Origin of the sequence: Streptomyces viridiviolaceus (assembly GCF_014650995.1) — a bacterium.
Taxonomy (GTDB): Bacteria; Actinomycetota; Actinomycetes; order Streptomycetales; family Streptomycetaceae; genus Streptomyces; species Streptomyces viridiviolaceus.
Map to the genome: position 1 here is coordinate 87,035 of NZ_BMWA01000018.1, position 14,934 is coordinate 101,968.

Consider the following 14,934-nt stretch of genomic DNA (forward strand, 5'->3'; position numbering starts at 1 on the left):
GGGTCTCGTCCTGACCTTTCCCCTGCCTGCCTCCCCTCCGCAGGAGTGGTTCCGGCACGTCTGCCGTCCGGCGAGACCCCCTCTCAAGGGTCTCTTCATTGTTTCCTCAACGCGCTTCACACCAAGCTGCTCTCTCCCTTCCTTCGCACGTCCTGACTCCGGCTGACTACGGCTGCGACGCGGAGCGTGAGCGCTCCTTCGCCCTGTCGAGAGCCGACGGCCTGGTTCCGGGCCGTGTGGTGCGGGCCGAGCGCGGTCTGTGCGACGTCGTCGCCGAGACCGGGCCCGTCCGCGCGGCGGTCGTGCCGTCCTCGGTCACCGGTGACCGGCTGACGCCGTGCACCGGTGACCGGGTGGCCGTCCGGCCCGCCACCGCGGCCGCATCCCTCACCGACGTGGAGGTGCTGGAGCGCCGGACCGCTGTGGTCCGCTCCACCTCCTCGCGCACCTCGCACGCCCAGGTACTGGCCGCGAACGTCGACACCGTGGCGGTGGCCGCCTCCCGTACCGACGCGCGGCTGCGTGGGGGGTCGGAGCGGCCGAAGAAGCACGGCGCGCGGCTTCGACGCGCCATCAAGCAGTTCCCGCACTTCAAGGCATGACGGAAAGGAATCTGGTCATGGACCTTCCCCGCATCTTCACCATCCGTGAGAGCAGTCACCGGATCCACAACCCGCTGACCGCGGACAAGTTCGCGGCCCTGGGCGAATCGCTCCGGCTCGCTCCGGGGACACGGGTGCTCGACCTGGCCAGCGGTTCTGGCGAGATGTTGTGCACCTGGGCGCGTGACCTGGGCTTCACGGGCACCGGGGTGGACATCAGTACGGTCTTCACCGAGCAGGCCCGGGCCCGCGCCGCTGAACTGGGCGTCGCCGACCGGGTCAAGTTCATCCACGGTGACGCCGCCGGCCATGTCGCGGACCAGCCCGTCGATCTGGCCGCCTGCGTCGGTGCCACGTGGATCGGCAACGGCGTGGCCGGAACGGCCGAGCTGCTCGATCGCAGCCTCCGCCCCGGAGGACTGATGCTGATCGGCGAGCCGTACTGGCGGCAGACCCCTCCGGACGAGGAGACCGCCAAGGCATGCCATGCCACCTCCATCGCCGACTTCCTGCTCCTTCCCGAACTGATCGAGCAGTTCCAGGACCTCGGGTACGACGTCGTGGAAATGATGCTGGCCGACCAGGACAGCTGGGACCGCTACGCCGCGGCCCAGTGGCTCAACATGCGCCGCTGGCTCGACCAGAACCCGGACGACGAACTCGCCCCCGAAGTACGAGAAGAACTCACCACCGAGCCCGCCAACTACGCGCGCTACGGGCGTGAGTTCCTCGGCTGGGGAGTCTTCGCCCTCATGAAGCGCTGACACCCCCGTCCCGTGCGGAACCCGGGCGTCATACCGTCCGGGCCCGCACGGGACACAGCTTCCCCAGCCATCGCGGCCTTCTGCCGTCGGAACGACTCCTCCATCTGTGTCGCATGGTCACGACCGTCAATCGGTCAGCGCAAACCTTGGCTGCAACACGCCCTCCATGCCGACCGACGCCCACGTAAGCCACTCGCGAGCCGTCTCCGCCTCGGTGTCCGAGCGGAGATGCCGATGCCGACCTCCTTGGCCGTGATGCTGTTCCTGTCCGCCGCCCAGCGCCTCGCGGGCCGCGAACTCGGCTCCGCCAGCGCCGTCGCGGACTCCAAGCAGACCCTGCTGGGCACCTACCTGTCCGCCGTGCCCCTGGCCGGGCTGGTCCTCACCGCCGCCCTCGGCTGGTCCTGGGCCGACCCCGCCGCCGCACTCGTCATCGCCGGCATCGCCGTCGAGGAAGGTCGCAACTCCTGGCAGGGAAAAGGCTGTTGCGCCCCCCGGCTGCCGCAGCCGCCCCGCAAGCCGTCGCGACGGACGGGTGCGCTGCCGACCGGGCTGCTCCTGCTGCGCGTGAACATCTCGTTGCCGGCCCGCCCCATCCCGCCCCAGCACCCTGATACTGGCCCGGCGATCGAGGAGCGGGGGCGGCCGTGGACGGAACGGTGCTGGGCGGGCTGGCGGCCGGACTTCTGATCGCCATGGTGACCGCCCCGGTGGGCGTGTCCGGAGCCGTGTTCCTGCTGCCCGTACAGCTGAGCCTGTTCTCCGTACCCAGCCCGGCCGTCACCCCGACGAACCTGCTGTTCAACGTCGTCGCTGGACCCGGCGCCCTGTGGCGCTACCGCCGAAACGGCATCCTGGGCGATCCCCTCGCACGGCGCCTGGTGACGGGCACGCTGCCCGGAGTCGTAGTCGGCGCCGTCATCCGTGTCTTCGCCGTTCCCGGACCGGCCGTCTTCCGGCTCCTGATCGCCCTATTCCTGCTGCCGCTCGGCCTGTGGCTGTGCGCCCGCACCCTGTTCCCTGCCCGCCGTCGACGCACTGCACCGGAGCCGCCCCCACACACCCTCACCCTCCTCGCCCTGGTCGTGGGCGCGGTCGGCGGCGTGTACGGCATTGGAGGAGGATCCCTGCTCGGCCCGATCCTCGTCGGACGCGGGCTGCCTGTCCAACGCGTCGCCCCGGCCGCGCTCGCCGCGACCTTCACCACCTCCGTCGTGGGTGCCGCCGCCTTCGCAGGGCTGTCCCTCATGAGTTCGGCAGACGTGGCCCCCGACTGGCCGCTAGGACTTGCCTGCGGGACCGGCGGACTGATCGGCGGCTACCTCGGCGCCCGCCTCCAGCCCCACCTCCCGGAAACTGCACTACGGCTCCTGCTCGGCACCCTCGCCGCCGCCCTCGGCACGCTGTACGCCGCCCAAACCCTGTGACCTGTAGGAGGACGCCACGCGATGCTGCGCGTCGGCACTCTGCGGCACCCCGCTCAGACATGGACAACGTAAAACCCTGTCCGCAACTTCGGCTCGGCCGCCCATCCCGGCCGCGGATCCGGCGTGGGTACGGGAGTACTCGGCATCGGCTCCGGCAGCGTCCACGTCACCCCGGATCCCTTCCACCAGGTGCTGCCCTGCCTCCGACGACCGGCCCTCGGTCAGCTGGCCGGCGGTGTTCTCGATCCAGAGCAGCATCCACTTGACTCATGCCTGCCATCCGGGATCGGCGCTGTCGTACCGGCCTTCCGAGTCGGTTTTTGGACGCGCCCCGGGCGTGCCCGGGCAGCGGTGCGTGGGGCAAGCGTTGCGCACCTCGCCGGGGCGCCGGATCGTGAATCCATGACGATCAACGACGAACCTGTGAACGGCGCAGTCGCATGAGCCGGGCGCCGTGGCAGGCACCCCGGCGCAGTGTCGCGCCACTGGAGCTGTTCTTCGACCTGGTCTTCGTCTTCGCGATCGGCCAGCTCGCGGAGCACCTGCACCACGAGCTCTCCTGGCGCGGCGCCGCCGAGACCGCGGTCATGCTGGTGGCGGTGCTCAGTGTCTGGGCGCTGACCAGCTTCGACGCCACCTTCCTGGATGTCGAACGCCCCCGGACCCGGTGGCTGGTCCTGGCCGTGATGGGCCTGGGACTGTTCATGAACGCCCAGATCCCCCACGCCTTCACGAACCGGCCGTGGGCCTTCGCCATCCCCCTGGTCGTCATTCTGCTCCTGGTCGACATCACCGCCGCCATGACCGCTCCGACCCCCGTCCTGCGCCACCATTACCGCCGCGTGTCGGCGTGGGCCGCTCCCTCGGTGCCGCTGTGGCTGATCGGTGCCGCCGTGGACGACGGGCCCCGGCTTGTCTGGTGGGCGGCGGCCGCCGCCGTCGACATGACCGGCGTCTGGCTGGCCCACCCTCTGCCCCGCGACCGGCTTTCCTCGCGGGACCTCGCCTTCGACGCCGAGCACATGGTGGAACGGATCCGCCTGTTCATCATCATCCAGCTCGGCGAGACCGTCCTGACCATCGGAACGGCCATCTCCGGCGCCCCGGCCGAAGCGGCCACCGTGGTGGCCGGCCTCGGTGTGTTTGTCGCGCTGGTGTGCCTGTGCGCCAGCTACTTCCAAGGCGGCGAGGACATCCTCGCCCGGCACGTCGCGGCAACTCCCGACAAGCTGCTGCCCGTCCGGCACGCCGTCAGCGGCCAGTACCCCACCTTGGCCGGTCTGGTCGCCCTCGCCGTCGGCGCCGAACTCGCCATCAGCCATCCCACCGGCCACGGCAGTGCCACTGTCGGTCTCCTGCTGTTCGGCGGCCCGGTCCTCTACGTGATCACCCAGGCCTGGTGGTACTACACCTCCACCGGACAGGCCTGGGGCGCCCGCCTCCTCGCCTGCCTGGCGTTCACGGTCGCCGGTATCACGGCTGTGTGGCTTCCCCCGCTTGTCTCGGTGCTGGTCCTCGACGCCGTCCTCCTCGCTCTGGTCGCCGTGCTGAAGCGGGTTCACCAGCGCGTCCTCGCGGCGATGCCCGCCGCAACGCGGCCCTGAGGAGCGCAGCCCGCGGGTCTGTCGCCGGGGCGAGGGGGCCGCTGCCGGTCAGAGCCGGCCGCGGGTGTACTCCCACAGCCGGCCGGCGGTGCCGTGGTCGAGTGCGTGGGCCGCGACGCCGTCACCCGTGCCGTCCTGGGTCACCGGCGCTTCCTGGTTGTCCTCGAAGTAGCGGCCCGTGACACCTTCCAGCAACGGGGAGGCGGCCAGGAGGACGGACGTGGCGGCTCCCTGCTCGGCGGTCTTGTAGAAGGGCTGTTCCACACGGTTGCCCGCCACGTCGGCGGCGCCCATGGCCCGCAGGGTCTCCCGGTCCAGGTGACGCTGGAGCCGTGTCGTGATCCACCCCGGCATGAGTTTGAGTTGGCGGTGATGCCGTCCGGCGCCCATCGCCGTGCGATGCCGACGGCGAGCAGGATCGCCGCACTCTTGGAGCGGCCGTGGGCGGCCCACCGGTCGTAGGGGGTGCGCTCGAACTGGGGGTCGGCGAGGTCGACGGGGTGCCGGCGGTGTGCACCGGAGCTGACGGTGACGACACGCGCGGAGCCCGCGGCACGCAGGGCGTCGCGAGGCCCAGGGCGAGCGCGAAGTGCCCCAGTCCCTGGCCGAGGCCGTCCGCGTCTCGCGCTCCACGCTTGCGGCGCGTTTCAAGAGATCCGTCGGGCAGAGCCCGGTGGAGTACCTCACCCGCTGGCGTCTGGAACTGGCCGCTCACCGCCTGATCACCACCGACCAGCCCCTCGCCTCCCTCGCACAGGCCGTCGGGTACGGATCCGAAACGGCGCTTGGCCTCGCGTTCAAGCGCGAGTTCGGCATCGCCCCCGGCGCCTACCGGCGAGCCGCCGCCACAAGGCGGTGAGCCCCTTTCTCCCCGGAGGCCGCCGCCACGCGGTTGCCGCAGGCAATCATCGTGGCCGCCTACGCCGGTGGGGAGGCGGCTGGTGCGCGGGGACGGCGTCGCCCTGGTGCCCGTGGGCGGCCTGCGTGCGTATGAGTGGTGCGCGGCCATGTACGGCACCCCGGTGGCGGGGGAACGCAGGCGGCCACGTCAGCCTGCGGAGTGCGGGCGGAGGCGGCCTCTTCTGTCAGTGGTCCACCGGGACCGCCGCCGGCTGCGTGTGGGGTCTCATGGGGGAGGGCCCGCGTTACCGGAGCAACTGCCCGTGTGTTGTGTCTGTCTGTCTTGCCCCTCTTCTTCCGAAAGGACAGGGCGGACGCTTCTTCTCACCGTGCCAGCAGGGTGCCGGGGTGCTGAGGCGTCGGGTTCATCGCCTCGACCGCCGCGACCATGGGGGCCAGTTCCGGATTCCTGGCAGCTTCGTCGAGCGCTTCCCGCAGGGCCGTGTCGTTGGTCGGCCGGGCTTCTTCCAGGAGTTTCAGGCCGGCTTCGGTGACGTCGGTGTAGATGCCGCGGCGATCGGTCGGGCACAGGTACCGGGAGAGCAGGCCGCGGCCCTCCAGACGGGCAACCAGACGGGTGGTGGCGCTCTGGCTGAGGACGACCGCGTCGGCGACCTGCTTCATCTGCAGATGCCCGCCCTCACCCTCGTGCTGGCGGCTGAGCACGTCGAGCAGCGAGTACTCCCGCACGCTCAGGTCGTGCTCGGACTGCAGGGCGCGCTCGATGTGCGCCTCGATCCTGCCGTGCAGGAGGAAGAGGGCTGCCCATCCGTTGGCGAGGGCGGTCAACGCGGGGTCCGTGGCTGTCATGGGTCTCCTTCCGGATGAGACTCAGGTCCAGGTTAACCCATAATCGAAAATACCCGCCATGTCCCGTATGTAGCCCATGCAAGTAAATGCAGCCGATGTGGGCGGGGACGTCGCCGAGGTGCGGGTTGCGCCGCCCTGCCGAAGAATCTTGCCTGTCACGGTTCCTCACGGACAGCCCTGCGCCCTCGAGCGTTTCGCTGGTGTGACGCGGCGCCCGGAGGGCGGGGGAGGCGCAGTCGGGCGCGGCCCGCTTCCGAGGAGGGCGCCGCCACTTCTGGAAAGGTGCTCGCCCGATGCAGATCGATCTCAGCGGACGTACCGCGCTGGTGACCGGGTCGACGGCGGGAATCGGCGAGGCGACCGCGCAGGCGCTGGCCGTCGCCGGGGCCGACGTCGTGGTCAACGGCCGCAACGCCGACCGCGTCGCCGAGACGGCGGAGCGGATCGGAGCACGCGGCGTCACGGCCGACGTCGGGACGGCCGAAGGGACGGCCGACCTGATCCGGCAGCTGCCCGACGTCGACGTCCTGGTCAACAACGCCGGCATCTTCGCAACCAGACCCGTCTTCGAGATCCCCGACGCGGACTGGCTGCGGTTCTACGAGGTCAATGTCCTCTCCGGAGTGCGCCTGGCGCGCCATTACGCACCACGGATGGCCCGGCGCGGATGGGGCCGGGTGATCTTCGTGAGCAGCGAGGCGGGCCTCCAGACGCCGACGGACATGGTCCACTACGGGATGACCAAGACGGCGCAGCTGGCGGTATCGCGCGGGATGGCCCAAGAACTCGCCGGCACCGGGGTCACCGTGAACTGCGTACTGCCCGGGCCGACGATGAGTGACGGTGTGCTGGCCATGTTCGACGAGCTCTACCCCGGGCTCGATCCGGTCGAGCAGGAGCGGCGCTATCTGGCGGAGAACCGTGCGGCCGCGTCCCTGCTCAAACGCCTGATCCGCCCCCACGAGGTGGCCAGCATGATCGCGTATGCCGCCTCGGAGCAGGCTTCGGCGACCACGGGCCGGGCACTCGGCGCCGACGGCGGCCTTGTCCCCACGATCGTCCCCTGACGGGCGCCCCGGCGGCCGTGCCGGACGGCTCGCATCCGCCGGGTCCGCAGGGCGGTGACCCCGGTGTGTCCGCCGAGCGGTGCCCGCCCCTTCGGAGCGGAAGGCGCAGCCACCCCCCTTGCGTTAGCCCGCGTCTGCAATTATTGTCTTCACCTGTAAGGTGCTTCTGCAGCAAAATGCGGTCGCTCCCTGTACGACCCAGGCGGGTGTCCTCTCACCCCCGCGCCCGGCTCCGTCGGACGAGCCGCCGCAACCGGGAGGCACCCGCTCCCCCCAGCCTCACCCCCACACCGAGGCATCGATCGAAAAGGCATCATTCATGTCCCTGAAGGAAATCCTCCCCGGCCGTCTCGGCTTCGGCACCGCCCCGCTGGGCAACATGTTCCGCGCGATCCCCGAGGAGGAAGCCACCGCCACCGTCGAGGCCGCCTGGGACCAGGGCATCCGCTACTACGACACCGCCCCCTTCTACGGCGCCGGCCTCGCCGAGGAGCGCCTGGGCCAGGTCCTGTCCACCAAGCCCCGCGACTCCTACGTGCTGTCCACCAAGGTCGGCCGGGTCATCCTCGACGAACCGGAGACCGACGTCCCCGACTTCGGCGAGAAGGGCGGCCTGTTCGAGTACGGCAACCCCAACAAGATCGTCCACGAGTGGACCGCCGACGCCACCGAGCGCTCCATCGAGGACAGCCTCAAGCGCCTCGGTGTCGACCGGCTCGACATCGTCTGGGTCCACGACATCGCGCAGGACTTCCACGGTGACGCCTGGGTCCAGAAGTTCGAAGAGGCCCGCACCGGAGCCTTCCGCGTCCTGTCCCGCCTGCGCGACGAGGGCGTCATCAGGGCCTGGGGCCTGGGCGTCAACAAGACCGAACCCATCGAGATGACCCTCGCCCTCGACGAGCCCAAGCCCGACGGGTTCCTCCTCGCCGGCCGCTACACCCTCCTCGACCACGCCCACGCCCTGCAGCGGCTGCTGCCGATGGCCCAGGAGCAGAACGTCGACATGGTCGTCGGCGGCCCCTACAGCTCCGGCATCCTCGCCGGCGGTACCCACTTCGAGTACCAGCAGGCCCCGCCGGAAATCATCGAGCGCGTCAACCGTCTCAAGGCACTCGCCGACAAGCACGGCATCAGCATCAAGGCCGCCGCCCTCCAGTTCTCCCTGGCCCACCCGGCAGCCGCCGCCGTCATCCCCGGCGCCACCCGCCCCAGCCGCATCGCCGAGGACATCGCCGCCCTGAGCGAGACCGTCCCGGCCGCCTTCTGGACGGACCTGCGCGCCGCGGGTCTGGTCAGCCCGGCCGCCCCGCTGCCCAACGGCGCCTGAACCCCACCATCCCCACCTTCGACCCCCCACGCCAGCACCACCATCCGGAGAAACACCATGGCCTCGACATCCGTCAGCCGCATCGTCCCCGCCTCGCCCGACAAGGTCTGGAGCCTCATCGGCGGCTTCGACGCCTTGCCCGACTGGCTCCCCTACATCCCTGAGAGCACCGCACTCGAAGGCGGCCGGGTCCGCCGGCTGAAGAACCCCGAGGGGGAGGTCATCATCGAGCGCCTCGTCGACTTCAACGAGACCGAACGCCACTACAGCTACGCCATCCTCCAGGCACCCTTCCCCGTCAACGGCTACGTCTCCACCATCCGCGTCCACACGGTCCCCGGACAGGAGAACGTCGCCGAGGTCCAGTGGTCCGGCCGCTTCAACCCCGAAGGCGCCACCGAGGAAGAGGTCGTCGACCTGTTCACCGGCATCTACCGCGACGGCCTCGACGCCCTCCACGAGACCCTCGCCGCCTGACACCGACACCGGCCCGCCGAACCACACGGCCCGAGTACGCACCCCGCGGACCCGGGCCGCGGCGTACCCGGGCCGCGGAGTCGCTCGTGAACCGGCCCATAGGAAGCCGAAGCAAGTCGGCAGCTGGCTCACACGCCTGCACTCCTGACTCGGGCAAGCCCCCACAGGGCGGCAGAGGCAGGCCCTGCTGCCGGCCTTGCCGCAACAGGGAGGACTTCCACAAGCCAGGTCCGCCACACGGCTTCTGGAACGCGCGATCAGCCACCTCCCCGTTGACCGCGGACACCATCGCTGACGTCAGCACCTGAGCGAGCGCAGCACGGAGCCCGGGCGAAAACCCAAGGCTCCGCTCCGAGTCGGTCTGGATTGTCCCGTACGAGTGACAAGCGGCTCAGGCGCCGCTCCACCGACTTCGGTACCGGCAGCGGGCCCTGGGCCAGCGCCCGCTCCAGCTCCCTGTAGTCGGGCGACAGGATGAGATGCATCTGCTCAGTGGTGGCCATCCGGTACTGCGCGAGCACCGCCAGGGCCGAACGGTCCCAGCTGACCGCATCGACATCCGTCATGACGGACTCCCTCGTGCAGCGGCACCAGTACTGCTCGGGCGCCGCGCGTACGACAGAGGCCATCAGCTGACCCTTACCACCTCGACGCCGTCACCCACTGGCGAGACGGCCAGTGCCGACGCCGGCCTTCCAGGCCGCCCACGACAGACAGATCGCTGCAGCGATCTCGGTGGTCCTGGACGCGGGCGGCTGAGGATTGGGGAGTTTCTGCAGATTGCCTGTACGAAGCGCGCACGCCCGGCATGATCCGGAGGGACGTGGGGCCGGGCGGAGCGAGGAGGCGTGGGTGGTGCGTGGCCATCTGCTGGGGGGCCGTTACCGGCTCGTGGAGCCGCTTGGCGAAGGCGGTATGGGGCAGGTGTGGGAGGCCCGGGACGAGAGGCTGGACCGGCCGGTCGCGGTCAAGGTCATTTCACTGCTCTCCGGCGGCGGCAGCCACGCCGCCGATGCCCGCGCCCGCTTCCTGCGCGAGGCGCGACTTACCGCCCGGCTCCAGCACCCCCATATCGTGACCCTGCATGATGTCGGCGAGGCGGACGTCGAGGGACGCACGACGCCTTTCCTCGTCATGGAGCGGCTACGGGGCCAAGGCCTGGACGCCCTGCTGCGCAACGGTGACGTAACCCCGAGGGACGCGGCGCGATGGGGCTCCCAAGTGGCCGACGCGCTGGCGGAAGCGCACGGAGCCGGGGTCATGCATCGAGACGTCAAGCCCTCGAACATCATGGTCACAAGCTCTGGCAACGCCAAGGTTCTCGACTTCGGCATCGCGCGGGCGGCCGACCCCCACGCCACCGCGGACCGGCTGACGCAGACCGGCTACATCGTCGGCACCCCACCGTATATGGCCCCCGAGCAGGCCCGTGGCCACCCCGAACCCCGCAGTGACCTCTATGCCTTGGGCTGTGTCCTCTTCGAACTCCTCACGGGCCGACTGCCTTTCGAGGCACCCGACACCATGGGCTATCTCAGCGCCCACCTCACCGACGATCCGCCCGCGCCCGGTTCGGTAGTGCCGGGCGTGTCGGCCGACTGGGACGCGCTGGTACTGCGGCTACTGGAGAAAGATCCCGGCCGACGGCACGACAGCGCGGTCGAACTCGCTGCAGATCTGCGGCGACTGGTCCACGCGGCGCCGACCACCTCCGCGACCGTGTCGACCGCACGCCGGCAGGCCGTCCGGCCGACCATCCGTGTCACGACCCATGCGCCGGGCGAGGCCGGCCTCGACGCGCGCCGGACCGCGACCGTCGCCATGGCGGCGGCGCTGACCTGCCTGCCGCTCCTGGTGTACCTGCTCTCCCAAACCGCCACCTACGTCACGGACAGTGGCGCGCCCACGGGGCTACTCATCGCGAACCTGCTGCTGGGCCTGGCTGAGGCAGCCGCGCTCGGCATTGGTGTGGGACTCCTGCTGCGCCGCAGATCGGCAGGCCGTCGGACGACAGCGGTGGCGGGCGTCCTAACAGCACTGCACGGGCTGAGTGCCAGTGTCCAGTACCAGGTGGCGCACGGGCCGCAGACCGTCGCTGTGATCGCCCACGTCGTCGGCCCGCTGATGGCCGTCGCCGCGGCGACGGCGGTGGTCGCGGCCCTCCGCCCGTCCACGGCCCGGTGGTGCCGCGAGACGCAGGTGTTCCCGGAACCGGTCGTGCGGGCCGGGACCGTCGCACCCGCGCTGCTGACCCTGCTCGTGGCGCCCGTGGTGCCTGTCGCCGCCGGCCAGGCCGTCGACGCGGGAGGGATCACGTACGCGGCGGGGGTGCTCCAGACGGTGCTCTTCTCCCTCCTGGCGGCGGTGCTCGCCGACGGCGTGGTCCTGGTCCTCGTCCGGAATCCGGCGGGCCGCATGCCCGTCGCCGCAGGCGGGCTCGGCTTCACCCTCGTCGCCCTGAACGGCCTGCTGCATGCGAACGTCCTCGGATTCACGTTCCGCATCGTGCTGGGCCTCCTGGCGATCGCGGCCGTCGTCACCACGGTCCGCGCTGCCCTTCCGCCCGGCCACGCCCGTCGCCGGCCGTCCACCTAGGCCACGCGTGTGGCACGAGCACATGGTGGAACGAACCGTTCCGCCCGGGGGAAGGGTCTTGAGCCCCGGACGTCACGAAGCGGAGAGGACCGATGGAGCCTTTGAGGGAGGCGGAGCGGCCCGTCGCCGGCGCGTTCCGGCTGGTGGCGGAGCTCGGCCGGGGCGGCATGGGGCGCGTGCTCCTCGGGGTGTCGCCGGACGGGCGGCTGGTGGCGGTCAAGCTGATCCACGAGGAGTTCACAGAGGACGGCGGGTTCCGGGCACGTTTCCGCCGTGAGGTCGAGGCGTCCCGTCGGGTCTCGGGCGCGTACACGGCCTCCGTGGTCGACGCGGACGCCGGGGCGGCGCAGCCGTGGCTGGCGTCGGTCTTCGTGCCGGGTCCCGCCCTCAGCGAGGTGGTAGAGCGGACCGGTCCGATGCCCGCCGGGGCGCTGGTGCGGCTGGCCTCCGGGCTCGCCGCCGCGCTGACGGAGATCCACCGTGCGGGGCTGGTTCACCGGGATCTCAAGCCGTCCAACGTCCTGCTCGCCGCCGACGGCCCCCGGGTCATCGACTTCGGCATCGCACGGGCCACCGACACCGGCGGCGGTACGGAGATCACCCGGACCGGTCTGGTCGTCGGCTCTCCCGCGTTCATGTCACCGGAGCAGGCAGAGGGCCGGCAGCTCACGCCCGCGAGCGATGTGTTCTCCCTTGGCGCGGTGCTGGTCCGGGCGGCCACCGGGCACAACCCGTTCGCGGGGACGTCGGCGCTGATGACCCTCTACAACGTGGTGCACGCAGAACCCGATCTGACGGGAGTGCCTGCTCCGCTGCGGGATCTCGCCGGCCGGTGCCTGGCCAAAGACCCGGCATCGCGGCCCGGTCCGGGCGAGCTCATGGACCTGCTCGGGCCAGTCCCGCCGTCCCCGCGACCGTGGCCTGATGCCGTACACACTCTGATCGACGCGCAGCATGCGGAGGTCGCCCGGGCGCTCGGACCGCCCGGAGCAGGACAGGTACGGATCGAGGACGGCGAGGCGACGATCACCGGCACGCTGCGGCTGCCGCCCGGTCCGCTGCCCGTACCGCGTCCGCGTCCGGGCCGGCGCACGCTGCTGCTCGGCGGGCTCGGGGGCGCCGGCGCGGTGCTGGCGACGGCGCTGGCCGTGGACCGGCTCACCGGCCCGTCATCGCCAAAAGGGTCGGGAGTGTCGCCGTCGCCGAGCACCGCCTCGCAGGGTCCCAGCGCGTCACCGTCCCCGACGGCCGTAGTCGAGACGCCTGCGTACACGTTGTCGGCAAGATTCCCGCACTATCCCACCGCCGTCCGGTTCAGCCGGGACGGCAGGCTGCTCGCCGTCGGAGACCGGAACGGCAGCGTGCTGCTCTACGACAGCACGACCCTCAAGGCCTCGCCCCCGCTCGCGGACGGGGAGTACGGCACTACCGGCGACGTGGCGTTCTCCCCGGACGGCAGACTGCTCGCCAGTGTCGACGAGTCCGTGACCATCACCCTGTGGGACGTGGCAGGGCGGAAGAAGACAGCCGAGCTCAAAGGACTTGAGGATCAGGAGAACGCCATCTCGTCGTACTCCCTCGCCTTCAGCGCAGATGGCGGGACCCTCGCCCTGGCCTCGAACCGGACCATCGTCCTGTGGAACGTCCGCACCCGTGCCAGGATCGCCGCTCTGCGGCAGCCCCTGGACGATCCCGACCCGGGATGGGGTGATCTCGACGGCGTGGTGCTTACCGACGGCGGCCGAACGGCCGTCACCGTGACCACGTCGGGCAACCTGCGCTTCTGGGACGTCGCAAGGGCCGAAATCACCGCGACGGTCCGCGCCTTCTCCGGCCTGGCTGCGCGCGATGTCGCAGTCAGCCCGGACCACAGGCTGCTGGCAGCCGGCGGTGCGGGGACGGTCAGACTCTGGCATGCCGGAAGCCGCCGGGAGGCTGGCACCCTAAACTTCGGCACCTCGGACGACGTCATCTCCCTGGCGTTCAGCCCGGACGGGAAACTGCTGGCCGCCGGGACCTTGTCCGGCGAGACACGAATCTGGTCCACCCGCACCCAAAAACCCGTCCGGACGTTCGACGCGGAAAGCGGTGGAGGCAAGACGCAGCTGCGCCAGGCCATCGGCGGTTCGGCCGCCGGATCACTCGACTTCAGTCCTGGCAACACCCGTCTGGCGGTGGTCCACGATCACTACCTCGTGCTCTGGAAGCTCGCCTGACGCCTGACACAGCCGCCAGGAGGCTGGGCCGAGGTCTGACCCTTGCTCTCACTCACGCAACCGTACTTTCGCGTACATTTCCCGTACGGCTGTTCACCGGCGTACGCCCGCCTCGGTGCCATGGTGGAAGACGAGCTCCTGCGGAAGCCCTTCCTCGGCCGACGCCTTCACCAGCGCGGTCTGCAGCGCCGCGAGCCGCGCCCCGCGCACCTGCTCCGACCGGCCCTCCGCGCCCAGAAGCCGCGCGGCTGCAGAAACATCTGCTGCCGAACGGCCCGGATCGTCTTCCATTGACGACACGGCGTACGCGGTCTCGCACGGTCCCGTTTCCTCGTAATCGAACATCGGGCTAATGCTCGGCGACGACTTCACAAGATCTGTGCCAGAACCTCGTTTTGACCTACGCAGCCAGCTCCCGACGATCCACCTGGACCCCCGACTGCCGGGCAGTCTCGATCCTCGTAAATCGAGGCATCATTCTTGGGACGCCATGTCGACAAACTTGGGGACAGCTCAGGGAGCCGACATGCCGCGGTTGCGACCCGCTGCCGGGGTGGAGCGGGCGGCGGCACTGGCTGCCAGGCCGAGCAGCAGGGCGATGATGCCCACAATGACGTTGTTGACAATGGTCCTTGTGGTGCTGACGTCACCTGAAACGACCCAGGGGGCAATGATGGTCCACACACCCAGGGCGCAGGCGGCCCACGCCATGCTGTGCGTGCGCTCGTAGGCGCGCCCGAAGCCACCGCTCATCAGGAGCGCGTAGGCGATGCCGACGATCAGGTTATTGACGGCGAGCGTTGAAAAGCCGTTGAACCCCGCTATCCACGGCGACGCCGCCAGGTAGAGGCCCGTGAGGAAGGCCAGGGTCTCCACGGCCTGTGCCCGGGGGGTGGTCGCTGCGCGCTCGGCCATTTCGTGGCGGGCGCGCATGTCGAGAATGTCGGGATGGGTTTCTATGGATGACCGGGGAGAGGTTGTCATTTCCTGTCACCTCCGGGGTGCCTGTTCTCCGATTGCGAGCGACGGGTACCCCTATCACGCGGCCGAACCACTGTCCTGCCCGGGGGGCGAAAGACCTCGCGGTGGAAGCCAACATGAGACTCGGCCTTTCCCGGCAGCGGGATTCAGGGGAGGCGGGC

Annotated in this window: 15 protein-coding genes and 1 pseudogene; 11 read left to right on the plus strand and 5 right to left on the minus strand. The window is 70.4% G+C overall.

Annotation, left to right across the window (positions count from 1 at the left end; all coding sequences use genetic code 11):
• The first annotated feature begins 236 nt into the window (after positions 1 to 236).
• The 5 genes and pseudogenes from IE260_RS25695 (at position 237) to IE260_RS25715 (ending at position 4,397) form a co-directional block, all read left to right on the plus strand.
• Entirely contained in the window at positions 237 to 602 is a 366-nt protein-coding gene (locus IE260_RS25695; RefSeq protein WP_229881245.1) for a ribosome small subunit-dependent GTPase A, read from the plus strand.
• Between the two features lie 17 nt (positions 603 to 619).
• Positions 620 to 1,366, plus strand: a complete 747-nt coding sequence (locus IE260_RS25700) for a methyltransferase domain-containing protein (RefSeq protein WP_189875838.1) — start codon at positions 620 to 622, stop codon at positions 1,364 to 1,366.
• A 243-nt stretch (positions 1,367 to 1,609) separates the two neighbouring features.
• A pseudogene (locus IE260_RS25705) lies at positions 1,610 to 1,937 on the plus strand (cation transporter); the annotation flags it as partial.
• Between the two features lie 124 nt (positions 1,938 to 2,061).
• Positions 2,062 to 2,793 (plus strand): sulfite exporter TauE/SafE family protein, encoded by a 732-nt coding sequence (locus tag IE260_RS25710; protein ID WP_373303408.1) that lies wholly within the window; start codon positions 2,062 to 2,064, stop codon positions 2,791 to 2,793.
• 440 nt (positions 2,794 to 3,233) lie between these two features.
• Positions 3,234 to 4,397, plus strand: a complete 1,164-nt coding sequence (locus IE260_RS25715) for a low temperature requirement protein A (protein ID WP_189875841.1) — start codon at positions 3,234 to 3,236, stop codon at positions 4,395 to 4,397.
• Positions 4,398 to 4,445: 48 nt separating this feature from the next.
• Here IE260_RS25715 and IE260_RS43135 read toward each other — a convergent pair whose 3' ends face one another.
• Positions 4,446 to 4,751, minus strand: a complete 306-nt coding sequence (locus IE260_RS43135) for an SDR family NAD(P)-dependent oxidoreductase (RefSeq protein ID WP_189875843.1) — start codon at positions 4,749 to 4,751, stop codon at positions 4,446 to 4,448.
• 235 nt (positions 4,752 to 4,986) lie between these two features.
• On the opposite strand from IE260_RS43135, the gene IE260_RS25725 reads away from it, so the two are divergent.
• The gene (locus tag IE260_RS25725) at positions 4,987 to 5,256 is read left to right on the plus strand and encodes a helix-turn-helix transcriptional regulator (protein WP_189875845.1); all 270 of its coding nucleotides are present in this window, start codon (positions 4,987 to 4,989) and stop codon (positions 5,254 to 5,256) included.
• 365 nt (positions 5,257 to 5,621) lie between these two features.
• Here IE260_RS25725 and IE260_RS25730 read toward each other — a convergent pair whose 3' ends face one another.
• Positions 5,622 to 6,107, minus strand: a complete 486-nt coding sequence (locus IE260_RS25730) for a MarR family winged helix-turn-helix transcriptional regulator (protein WP_189875846.1) — start codon at positions 6,105 to 6,107, stop codon at positions 5,622 to 5,624.
• A 293-nt stretch (positions 6,108 to 6,400) separates the two neighbouring features.
• Between IE260_RS25730 and IE260_RS25735 the strand changes: the two genes are divergently transcribed.
• The 3 genes from IE260_RS25735 (at position 6,401) to IE260_RS25745 (ending at position 8,981) form a co-directional block, all read left to right on the plus strand.
• Positions 6,401 to 7,174: an SDR family NAD(P)-dependent oxidoreductase gene (locus tag IE260_RS25735; RefSeq protein ID WP_189875848.1), complete on the plus strand. Its 774-nt coding sequence runs from the start codon at positions 6,401 to 6,403 to the stop codon at positions 7,172 to 7,174.
• A gap of 319 nt (positions 7,175 to 7,493) precedes the next feature.
• Positions 7,494 to 8,504, plus strand: a complete 1,011-nt coding sequence (locus IE260_RS25740; protein ID WP_189875850.1) for an aldo/keto reductase — start codon at positions 7,494 to 7,496, stop codon at positions 8,502 to 8,504.
• 57 nt (positions 8,505 to 8,561) lie between these two features.
• Positions 8,562 to 8,981: an SRPBCC family protein gene (locus IE260_RS25745; RefSeq protein WP_189875852.1), complete on the plus strand. Its 420-nt coding sequence runs from the start codon at positions 8,562 to 8,564 to the stop codon at positions 8,979 to 8,981.
• Positions 8,982 to 9,238: 257 nt separating this feature from the next.
• Here IE260_RS25745 and IE260_RS25750 read toward each other — a convergent pair whose 3' ends face one another.
• On the minus strand, positions 9,239 to 9,547 hold the full coding sequence (locus tag IE260_RS25750) for a hypothetical protein (RefSeq protein WP_189875853.1): 309 nt from the start codon (positions 9,545 to 9,547) through the stop codon (positions 9,239 to 9,241).
• A gap of 286 nt (positions 9,548 to 9,833) precedes the next feature.
• Here IE260_RS25750 and IE260_RS25755 point away from each other — a divergent pair, with 286 nt between their 5' ends.
• Together IE260_RS25755 and IE260_RS25760 are read left to right on the plus strand one after the other, a co-directional pair.
• On the plus strand, positions 9,834 to 11,576 hold the full coding sequence (locus tag IE260_RS25755; protein WP_229881247.1) for a serine/threonine-protein kinase: 1,743 nt from the start codon (positions 9,834 to 9,836) through the stop codon (positions 11,574 to 11,576).
• A 92-nt stretch (positions 11,577 to 11,668) separates the two neighbouring features.
• Complete coding sequence (locus IE260_RS25760; protein ID WP_189875854.1) at positions 11,669 to 13,792, plus strand: WD40 repeat domain-containing serine/threonine protein kinase; 2,124 nt, start codon at positions 11,669 to 11,671, stop codon at positions 13,790 to 13,792.
• 93 nt (positions 13,793 to 13,885) lie between these two features.
• Here the strand turns inward: IE260_RS25760 and IE260_RS25765 are convergent, their stop codons facing one another.
• On the minus strand, positions 13,886 to 14,137 hold the full coding sequence (locus tag IE260_RS25765; protein ID WP_189875989.1) for a hypothetical protein: 252 nt from the start codon (positions 14,135 to 14,137) through the stop codon (positions 13,886 to 13,888).
• A 168-nt stretch (positions 14,138 to 14,305) separates the two neighbouring features.
• Complete coding sequence (locus IE260_RS25770) at positions 14,306 to 14,776, minus strand: SPW repeat protein (RefSeq protein ID WP_189875855.1); 471 nt, start codon at positions 14,774 to 14,776, stop codon at positions 14,306 to 14,308.
• Between the last annotated feature and the right edge of the window lie 158 nt (positions 14,777 to 14,934).

What these genes read in the sequence shown, in the direction of transcription:
- IE260_RS25700 (WP_189875838.1), top strand. Translation starts at nt 620, where the DNA reads ATGGACCTTCCCCGCATCTTCACCATCCGTGAGAGCAGTCACCGGATC.
- IE260_RS25710 (WP_373303408.1), top strand. Translation starts at nt 2,062, where the DNA reads ATGGTGACCGCCCCGGTGGGCGTGTCCGGAGCCGTGTTCCTGCTGCCC.
- IE260_RS25715 (WP_189875841.1), top strand. Translation starts at nt 3,234, where the DNA reads ATGAGCCGGGCGCCGTGGCAGGCACCCCGGCGCAGTGTCGCGCCACTG.
- IE260_RS43135 (WP_189875843.1), bottom strand. Translation starts at nt 4,751, where the DNA reads ATGCCGGGGTGGATCACGACACGGCTCCAGCGTCACCTGGACCGGGAG.
- IE260_RS25730 (WP_189875846.1), bottom strand. Translation starts at nt 6,107, where the DNA reads ATGACAGCCACGGACCCCGCGTTGACCGCCCTCGCCAACGGATGGGCA.
- IE260_RS25735 (WP_189875848.1), top strand. Translation starts at nt 6,401, where the DNA reads ATGCAGATCGATCTCAGCGGACGTACCGCGCTGGTGACCGGGTCGACG.
- IE260_RS25740 (WP_189875850.1), top strand. Translation starts at nt 7,494, where the DNA reads ATGTCCCTGAAGGAAATCCTCCCCGGCCGTCTCGGCTTCGGCACCGCC.
- IE260_RS25745 (WP_189875852.1), top strand. Translation starts at nt 8,562, where the DNA reads ATGGCCTCGACATCCGTCAGCCGCATCGTCCCCGCCTCGCCCGACAAG.
- IE260_RS25750 (WP_189875853.1), bottom strand. Translation starts at nt 9,547, where the DNA reads ATGACGGATGTCGATGCGGTCAGCTGGGACCGTTCGGCCCTGGCGGTG.
- IE260_RS25760 (WP_189875854.1), top strand. Translation starts at nt 11,669, where the DNA reads ATGGAGCCTTTGAGGGAGGCGGAGCGGCCCGTCGCCGGCGCGTTCCGG.
- IE260_RS25765 (WP_189875989.1), bottom strand. Translation starts at nt 14,137, where the DNA reads ATGTTCGATTACGAGGAAACGGGACCGTGCGAGACCGCGTACGCCGTG.
- IE260_RS25770 (WP_189875855.1), bottom strand. Translation starts at nt 14,776, where the DNA reads ATGACAACCTCTCCCCGGTCATCCATAGAAACCCATCCCGACATTCTC.